6 protein-coding genes are annotated in these 9,054 nt (G+C 73.2%); 5 read left to right on the top strand and 1 reads right to left on the bottom strand.

Annotation, left to right across the window (positions count from 1 at the left end):
• Positions 1–1,798, bottom strand: a 1,798-nt coding sequence (locus Q0795_RS01810; protein ID WP_298885754.1) for a hypothetical protein, incomplete at its 3' end; no start/stop codon positions are given.
• A 205-nt stretch (positions 1,799–2,003) separates the two neighbouring features.
• Here Q0795_RS01810 and Q0795_RS01805 point away from each other — a divergent pair.
• Genes Q0795_RS01805 through Q0795_RS01785 form a run of 5 tightly spaced genes read left to right on the top strand, consistent with a single transcriptional unit; the run spans position 2,004 to position 9,033 of the window.
• Complete coding sequence (locus tag Q0795_RS01805) at positions 2,004–3,434, top strand: mycothione reductase (protein WP_298885753.1); 1,431 nt, start codon at positions 2,004–2,006, stop codon at positions 3,432–3,434.
• Positions 3,435–3,443: 9 nt separating this feature from the next.
• On the top strand, positions 3,444–4,907 hold the full coding sequence (gene ahcY / locus Q0795_RS01800; RefSeq protein ID WP_298885750.1) for an adenosylhomocysteinase: 1,464 nt from the start codon (positions 3,444–3,446) through the stop codon (positions 4,905–4,907).
• Between the two features lie 34 nt (positions 4,908–4,941).
• Positions 4,942–5,619 (top strand): MtrAB system response regulator MtrA, encoded by a 678-nt coding sequence (gene mtrA / locus Q0795_RS01795; RefSeq protein ID WP_298885748.1) that lies wholly within the window; start codon positions 4,942–4,944, stop codon positions 5,617–5,619.
• Positions 5,588–7,255, top strand: a complete 1,668-nt coding sequence (gene mtrB / locus Q0795_RS01790) for an MtrAB system histidine kinase MtrB (RefSeq protein WP_298885746.1) — start codon at positions 5,588–5,590, stop codon at positions 7,253–7,255. The genes mtrA and mtrB overlap by 32 nt, the downstream gene beginning before the upstream one ends.
• Complete coding sequence (locus tag Q0795_RS01785; protein WP_298885744.1) at positions 7,255–9,033, top strand: LpqB family beta-propeller domain-containing protein; 1,779 nt, start codon at positions 7,255–7,257, stop codon at positions 9,031–9,033. Before mtrB ends, Q0795_RS01785 begins: the two co-directional genes overlap by 1 nt.
• Positions 9,034–9,054: the final 21 nt, after the last annotated feature.

Genomic DNA, 9,054 nt, shown 5'->3' with positions numbered 1-9,054 from the left:
CGCCGGGGTCGTCGGGCTGGACTCCGGAGGGGGCGCCGGGGTCGTCGGGCTGGACTCCGGAGGGGGCGCCGGGGTCGGCTCCCGCGGGGCCGGATCCGGCGGTGTGGGCGCGGCGGGGTGCCGGCGGGGGCTGCCCTCCGGCGGGGCGGCGCGGGATGAACATCCAGCGCGACAGGGGCCCGCCGTGATCGCCGGCTCCGGGGTGGTCGTCGTCGTCGGTGAGGAGGGCGTCGGGTCCTCGTGCGCCGAGGGCGTCGTAGAGCGCGCGGTTGAGCACGTCGCGCTGCTCGTCCGGGTCGGGTGGTGGCGGGGGGTCGGCGGTGCGGCCCGGTCCGGACGCTGACGGCCGCGTGGTCGGTGCGTAGTGGCGGTAGTCGTGGGTGCGGGTGGTGGTCGTGTGACCGAGCAGGGTGGTCCAGGTCAGGTCGCGAAGGTCGTTGATGCGGGCGGTGGCCCAACCGAGCGTCTTCAGCTGGTGCGGCCGCCTGCCGAGGGCGACGAGGTTGGTCTCGGCCGTCGGCCCGCCCAGCGGCTGCCCCTCCTCGTCCGACCCGCCCCAGGGGCTGACGTGGTCGAGATCGCAGGTGGTGCCAGGGTGCCGCGTGCCGGGAGCGCGCGAGTGGACGTCGGCCGCGAGGACCTGCCGACGCATGTCCGCGTCGGGCCGGTAGGTGGTGAGGGTGCGTTCGACGAGGCGCCCGTCGGCGGGGTCGCTCAGGATCCGGCTCAGGGTGGTGTCCGGCGTCAGGGCGAGCTCGCGCGCATGGCCGGGGGTGAGGGCTGCGGGATGTGCTCCGAGCAGGTGTGCCACGTCGCGGCCGGACCGCTCGTCCTCCCCGACATGGGTGCACGCCGGGCTGCCGGTGAGGGTGTCCCAGGGCAGCACCACCTGGAGCTGGACGGTCGGCATGCCCGTGATGACGCGGGCGATCCTGTCCAGGTCCGGCACCTGCAGGTCGCGCCACCCCGACGAGTCGTCTTCGTCGGGCAGGGGAAGCTGCCCGTGGACGAGCAGAGCAGCGGTGATGTCGGCGCGGAGCTGGTCCAGGGTGCGGAGGTCGCCGTGCTTGCGCAGGAGGCGGGCAGCCCGCTCGATGCGGGAGTGTGCGGCGACGATGGAGATGAGGGGTCCGGTGACGGACAGCGTGGCGGTCCCGTCGGCGTCGACGACCACGCTGGCGCGGCGCTGGCGGTAGGCCTCCCGGCGTCGGTCGCGTTCGGCCTGGACGTCCACCCCCTCGGCACGGGTGGCCTCGCGTTCCAGCGCGGCCCGGTAGTCCGCGGCGTGCCACGGGCTGTCCCTCAGAAGGTCGTCGGGAGTGAGGCGTTCGGGTGCGGCCGTGGCGGCCTCGGTGCCGAAGAGGGACTCTGCGACCAGGGACGCGTCGTCGGAGGAGAGTCGTGCGCAGCGGCGCCAGAAGTCGCGGACCATGCCCCACGTGACGTCACCCCTGTCGAGGGCTCCCAGCACCGGGGTGCGGACACCCCTGGGTGCACAGGCGACACCCACGAGGTGCCGCGCCTCGACGACCCCCAGTCCGAGGGTGGCCTCGATCTCCGCGCACGCGGCTCGCTTGGCCTCGGACCTCCACGCCCGTCGTTGCGCGTCGGTCAGCTCCTCCACGGTGGCGAACCCCTTGTCCGCGAGCAGCGCCGCCCCTGTGGTGGCGACCACGATCCGCGCGGCCTCGATCAGCCGCGCGTCCAGCCCGGCCCGCGCGGCGCCGATCACCCCCAGCACCCCGAGGACGGCATGATCCGGCTGCTCGTGTGACGACTCGACCACCGATGCGGCCACGACACCCACCTCCCCCGAGGATCTGCTCCATCCCGCCGGCCCGGCGGGTTCCTCCCAGTCTAGTCGAACACATGTGCGAAAGCAACCGTTCCAGGCTACGCGCCGCTGTGCCATCTCGCCGGACATCGGTGACGCTGCTCCCGCGGCCCGTTGGGTCGACCCCACCTCGGGTGGCGTGGGTCCCGGGGCGAACTACGCTGACCAGGTGAGCGACACCACCCACTACGACCTCGTCATCATCGGCACCGGCTCCGGCAACTCGCTGGTCACCCCCGAGCTGGAGGGGCGGCGCATCGCCGTCGTCGAGGGCGGGGTCTTCGGCGGCACCTGCCTCAACGTCGGCTGCATCCCCACCAAGATGTTCGTGTACGCCGCGGAGGTGGCCTCCACGATCCGCGACGCCGCGCGGTTCGGCATCGACGCGAGCCTGGACCACGTGCGGTGGACCGACATCCGGGACCGGGTCTTCGGTCGGATCGACCCGATCAGCGACGGTGGCCGGGACTACCGCGTCGACGGGGAGCACACCGAGGCCTACCTCGGTCACGCCCGGTTCGTGTCCGACCACGAGCTGGAGATCGAGATCACCCGCCCCGGCGGCCACCACGAGCTGGGCTCGGTGCACCGCATCACGGGCGACCAGGTCGTCATCGCGACCGGTTCGCGACCCCACGTCCCCGACGTCGTCCTCCGCTCGGGGGTGCCCTTCCACACCTCGGACACCGTCATGCGCCTGCCCGAGCTGCCCGCCAGCCTGGTCATCCTCGGCGGCGGTTACATCGCCGCCGAGTTCGCCCACATCTTCTCCGCCCTGGGCGTGGCGGTGCGGATCGTCACCCGCGGCGACGGGCTCCTGCGCGCCCTCGACGCGGAGCTGGCCGCCGCCTGGACGGACCTCGCGCGGGCCCAGTGGGACGTCCGCACCGGGGTCGAGGCCGTCTCGCTCGAGCAGGGGGAGTCGGAGATCGAGCTCACCCTGTCCGACGGCTCGACGGCGAGCGGGGAGGTGCTCCTCGTGGCGACGGGACGCACCCCGCACACCCACGACCTGGGGCTGGAGCACACCGGGGTGGCCACCCACGACGACGGACGGGTCGTCGTGGACCGCTTCGGCCGCACCGGCGTCGCCGGCGTGTGGTCGCTGGGCGACGCCTCCTCCGAGCACCAGCTCAAGCACGTCGCCAACCACGAGGCCCGGGTGGTCGCCCACAACCTCGCCCACCCCGACGACCTGCGGGCCTTCGACCACCGGTTCGTGCCCGCCGCCGTCTTCACCCACCCGCAGATGGCCTGCGTCGGACTCACCGAGGCCCAGGCGCAGGACGAGGGGTATGCCGTGACCACCAAGGTGCAGCGGTTCGGCGACACCGCGTACGGCTGGGCGATGGAGGACACCACCGGGCTGCTCAAGGCGGTGGGCGATGCCGCGACCGGGCGACTGCTCGGGGTGCACGCCATGGGCCCGATGGCCAGCACCCTCATCCAGCCCGCCATCCAGGCGCTGAGCATGGGCCCGTCGGTGACCGCCCACGAGCTGGCGCGGGGCCAGTACTGGATCCACCCGGCGCTGTCCGAGGTGCTGGAGAACGCGCTGCTGGGCCTGCACGTGCCGGGGGACGTCGGGGACGCCACGTAGCATGACCCCATGCCCGACACCATGACGACGACCGGTACCGCGCTCGAGCACCGGGTCCGCGACCTGGGGCTCGCCGAGCAGGGACGCCACCAGATCCGGCTCGCCGAGCACGAGATGCCCGGCCTCATGGCCCTGCGCGAGCGCTTCGCCCACGAGCAGCCGCTGGCCGGTGCCCGGATCGCCGGGTCGCTGCACATGACCGTCCAGACCGCCGTGCTCATCGAGACCCTCGTCGCGCTCGGGGCGCAGGTCCGCTGGGCCTCCTGCAACATCTTCTCCACCCAGGACGAGGCCGCCGCCGCGGTGGTCGTGGGCCCGCACGGCAGCCCGGAGGAGCCGCAGGGCGTGCCCGTCTTCGCCTGGAAGGGGGAGACGCTGTCGGAGTACTGGTGGTGCACGACCCAGATCATGCTGTGGCCGGACGCACCCGGCCCCACGCTCATCCTCGACGACGGGGGCGACGCCACGCTCCTGGTGCTCAAGGGTCGGGAGTGGGAGCGGCAGGGGGCCGTGCCCAGCCCGCAGCAGGAGGACCCGGAGGAGTGGAAGGTCATCCTGGAGACCGTGCGCGCCTCCCTGGCGCAGGACCCGCAGCGCTGGACCCGGGTCGCCGAGGGCATCCGTGGGGTCTCGGAGGAGACGACCACCGGGGTGCACCGGCTCTACCAGCTGCACGAGGCCGGAGAGCTGCTCTTCCCGGCGATCAACGTCAACGACGCGGTCACCAAGAGCAAGTTCGACAACACCTACGGCTGCCGACACAGCCTGATCGACGGCATCAACCGCGCCACCGACGTGCTGATCGGCGGCAAGGTCGCGGTGGTCTGCGGCTACGGTGACGTCGGCAAGGGCTGCGCAGAGGCGTTGCGCGGTCAGGGTGCCCGGGTGATCGTCACCGAGATCGACCCCATCTGCGCGCTCCAGGCCGCGATGGACGGCTACCAGGTCGCCCGCCTGGAGGACGTCATCGGCTCGGCGGACTTCGTCATCACCGCGACCGGCTGCAAGGACGTCGTCACCCCGCAGCACATGGCCGCGATGAAGGACAAGGCCGTGCTGGGCAACATCGGGCACTTCGACAACGAGATCGACATGGCCGGCCTCGCCCGGGTGCCGGACGTGCAGCGGGTGGAGATCAAGCCGCAGGTGCACGAGTGGACCTTCACCGACGGGCGCTCGATCATCGTGCTCTCCGAGGGCCGCCTGCTCAACCTCGGCAACGCCACCGGGCACCCGAGCTTCGTCATGTCGGCGAGCTTCGCCAACCAGGTGCTGGCCCAGATCGAGCTGCACACCCGCATCGAGTCCTACCCGCTCGGCGTCCACACGCTGCGCAAGGAGCTCGACGAGGAGGTCGCGCGGCTGCACCTGGCCTCGGTCGCGGCCGACCTGACCGAGCTGACCAAGGAGCAGGCCAGCTACCTCGGGGTCGACGTGGCCGGCCCGTTCAAGCCGGAGCACTACCGCTACTGATGCTGGTGCAGGGGCACAGACGCAGGAGGAACCCGTGAGCGCTCGAGTACTCGTGGTCGACGACGACCAGGCCCTGGCCGAGATGCTGGGCATCGTGCTGCGCAAGGAGGGCTACGAGGTCGCCAGCTGCGCCGACGGGGGACGCGCGATGCCGATGTTCCGTGAGTTCCGTCCCGACCTCGTCCTCCTGGACGTCATGCTGCCGTCCAAGGACGGGATCGAGGTATGCCGTGAGCTGCGCGCCGAGTCCGGGATCCCCGTCGTCATGCTCACCGCCCGCACGGACACCAAGGACGTCGTGCTGGGCCTGGAGGCCGGCGCCGACGACTACGTCGTCAAGCCGTTCAAGCCGCAGGAGCTGCTGGCCCGGATCCGGGCGCGGCTGCGCCGCACCGACACCGGCGACGACACCCGGTTGCAGGTGGGCGACGTCCAGATCGACGTGGCCGGGCACGAGGTGACCCGGTCCGGCGAGCAGATACCGCTCACCCCGCTCGAGTTCGACCTGCTCGTGGCGCTGGCGAGCAAGCCCACACAGGTCTTCGACCGGGAGTCGCTGCTGGAGCAGGTCTGGGGCTACCGCCACGCGGGCGACACCCGGCTGGTCAACGTGCACGTCCAGCGGCTGCGGAGCAAGATCGAGAAGGACCCGGAGAACCCCCAGATCGTGGTGACGGTGCGTGGCGTCGGATACAAGGCCGGGCACCCCTGACGAGGGCGCCACCGGGCGGCGGGTGCTGACCTGGTGGCGGGGTTCGTTGCGGGCGCGCGTCGTCACCTCGACGGTCCTGGTCGGCACCCTGCTCGCCCTCCTGCTCGGCACCCTGCTCTACCAGCAGGTCTCCCGCGGGCTGGTAGAGCAGGCCGTGGACAGCGCGGAGCGGGACGCCTCCCAGCAGGTCGCCAACGCCCAGCGGGCCTTCGACTCCACCGACCGGCGGGACGACAGCGGACTGCGGGGTCTCGCCGAGGAGCAGATCCAGTCGATGAGCGGCCCCTCGGCCGCGGACGGGCGGCGGGCGCTGCTGCTGCCCGCCCTCGACAACACCAGCGGCGTGGTGGAGCGCATGTCCACCGGGGTCCTCGCCGAGGACGTGCCCGACGCGCTGCGGGAGGCGATCGCCCAGGACCCGGCCAACCAGCAGGTCATGGTGGTCCCCGTGTCGCTCGGCGAGGGGCAGGAACGCACGCCGGCCGTGGTGGTGGGGTCGCGGGTGTCGTTGCTGCGCGCGGGTCCCTACGACCTCGTCCTCGTCTACCCGCTGCTCCGCGAGCAGGAGACCCTCGACCTCGTCCGCCAGCTCTTCCTCCTCGGCGGGCTGGGGCTGCTCGCCCTGGCCGTCGGCCTGGCGCTCCTGGCGACCCGCATGGTCACCCGGCCCGTGGAGGAGGTCGCCAAGGCGTCCCAGGAGGTCGCGCAGGGGCACCTCGACGAGCGGCTGCCCGTCGTGGGCAACGACGAGATCGCCCAGCTCGCGACCTCCTTCAACACGATGGCCGACTCCATCCAGCACCAGATCCGCGAGCTGCGCTCGCTGTCCCAGCTGCAGCAGCGCTTCGTCTCCGACGTCTCGCACGAGCTGCGCACCCCGCTGACGACCATGCGGATGGCCGGCGACGTGCTGCACGCCTCGCGGGAGGACTTCGCGGCGCCGGTCGCGCGGTCCGCCGAGCTGCTCGACCAGGAGATGGACCGGTTCGAGGAGCTGCTCGCCGAGCTGCTGGAGATCAGCCGCTTCGACTCCGGGGCCGCCACCGTGGAGCGCCACGAGGAGGACATCCTGCCGGCCGTCCTCTCCGCGGTGCAGGGGGTGCAGACCCTCGCCGACAAGGTGGGCACGGTGCTGCGGGTGCACGTGCCCAGCGACCGGGTCGAGGTCTGCATGGACGGTCGCCGGGTCTCGCGCATCCTGCGCAACCTGCTGACCAACGCGGTCGAGCACGGCGAGGGGCTGCCGGTGGACGTCACCGTGGCCAGCAACCCCCAGGTGGTCTCGGTCAGCGTGCGCGACCACGGCATCGGGCTGACCGAGGAGCAGCGCCTCCAGGTCTTCGACCGGTTCTGGCGGGCCGACTCCGCCCGCGCCCGCACCACCGGCGGCACCGGGCTCGGGCTGGCGATCGCCCAGGAGGACGCCCGCGTGCACGGCGGGTGGCTGCAGGTCGGCAGCCGGCCCGGCGAGGGCGCGTGCTTCCGCCTGCTGCTGCCCCGCGCCCATACCCACGTCATCGCCGACGAGCCTCCGGAGGTGCCCTCCGGGCCCGGGCCGGTCGGTGGCGCCACCGCCGCCCGGGACGCCGAGGTACCACCCGTCGTGCTGGCGCTGGACACGAGAGAGGACGACTGATGCGCACCCCCCTGGTCGCGGTGCTCGCCGCCACCGCACTCATCACCGCCGGCTGCTCGGGGCAGCTCCCGACCAGCTCCGCACCGCGGGCCGGCCTGCCGGTCTCCCAGCAGTCCGAGCGCGAGGTCGACCGTCTCCTGCCCCCCGCCCAGCCTGGTGCCGGGCCGGTCGAGGTCGTCGAGGGGTTCCTGCGGGCCAGCGAGGGCTTCGCCGGGGACGACGACGTGTCCCGCTCCTACCTCGCGTCCGAGCTGGCCAGCAGCTGGGTGCCGACCGCCACGGTCGTCGTCTACGAGGGCGACGCCGAGCTCACCCTGCTCTCCGAGGACGAGGTGAGCGTGGAGCTCGACGTGGTGGGCCGGGTGGACGCCGAGGGGCGGCTCACCGAGCAGGCCCCGCAGACCTCGACCCAGACCTTCGGGCTGACCGAGGTCGACGGCGAGCCGCGCATCAGCACCTTCCCCGACGACGCGGGGCTGTGGCTCTCGGACACCGCCTTCGAACGGGTCTTCCGGCCGACGGTGCTGTCCTACCTCAACACGCAGGAGGACGTCTTCGTCCCCGAGCTGCGGTGGCTGGCCGACAGCGAGGGCCTGCCCACGGCGCTCACCCGCGCCCAGCTCGGCCCCCTGCCCGGCTACCTGGAGGGTGCCGTCAGCACGGCCGCGAACGAGTCGGTGCGGCTCGCGACGCCGGCCGTGCCCGTCGACCCCTCGACCCTGGTCGCCACCGTCAACCTGCAGGGCGCGACGCTGGCCCAGGACGAGACGCGGGCCGCGGGGCTGAGCAGCCAGCTGGCGCACAGCCTGCTGGGGCTGAGCTCGGTGGCCGGGGTGGACGTGCAGGCCTCCGGCCAACCCCTGCTGCTGGACGGCTCCGAGGGCCCGATCACCGCCGCCACCGAGCTGCCCTACGCCGAGGTGGACCGGCAGGTCTCGCAGGTGCTGCTGCGGGTCGGGGAGGAGCTCATCCTCGTGGACCCCTCCCAGTACGCCCTGCGCGACCTCGACGTCCCCGACGACGTGGTCCTGCCGCAGGTCGAGCTGCGGTGGACGGGCCTGGCCGCCACGGAGGGGCTGGGCGACCTGGCCGCGGTCTCCGTCGACGGCACCGCCTTCCGGCGGTGGCGGGGGGAGCGGGTGCACACCAACGAGGGCATCGGTGACGACCTCGGTGCTCCCGCGGTGGACCCGCAGGGCGCGTTCTGGGTCGGCGGCGTGCACCGCAGCAGCCAGACGCCCCGCGTGTGGGTGGTCGACGCCGCGCAGCTCGACGCCGTGGCCCGGCCCGTCGAGGCCGACTGGCTCGAGGACGAGGACCGCGTCGAGGCGGTGTCGATCTCGCCCGACGGCAGCAGGGCCGCCCTGGTCGTGGGCCCGGCGGCGACCGAGGAGACCGAGGAGGCGCCGGTCCACCGCCTGCTGGTCAGCGGCATCGTCCGGGACAACGCCGGCCGTCCCCGGGGGCTCACCACCCCGCTGCCGGTGGCGACCCACCTGCGCGACGTCTCCGCCGCGCACTGGAGCGCCGCGGGCGAGCTGGTGCTCGTCGGGCAGCGCCAGGAGGACCTCGAGCCGCAGGCCTTCCGGCTGGAGCTCGGCGGATGGCTGGAGCCCCTGGGCGAGCTCCCCGGTCTGGTCGACGCCGTACCGGTGCCGCGGGTCACCGGCGTGGAGGTCATCGCCCGCACCCAGGACGGCGGGGTCTACGTCCCGGAGGGACAACAGGGCTGGCAGCCCGTCCGCAACGGGGACCAGGTGGTGGTCCCGGGCGGCTGAGGCGCCGCGGCGTCAGGCGCA

This window comes from uncultured Serinicoccus sp. (assembly GCF_947487915.1).
GTDB lineage: Bacteria > Actinomycetota > Actinomycetes > Actinomycetales > Dermatophilaceae > Ornithinicoccus.
The sequence above is the reverse complement of the archived record's forward strand: the minus strand, read 5'-3'. Positions and strand labels throughout refer to the sequence as shown.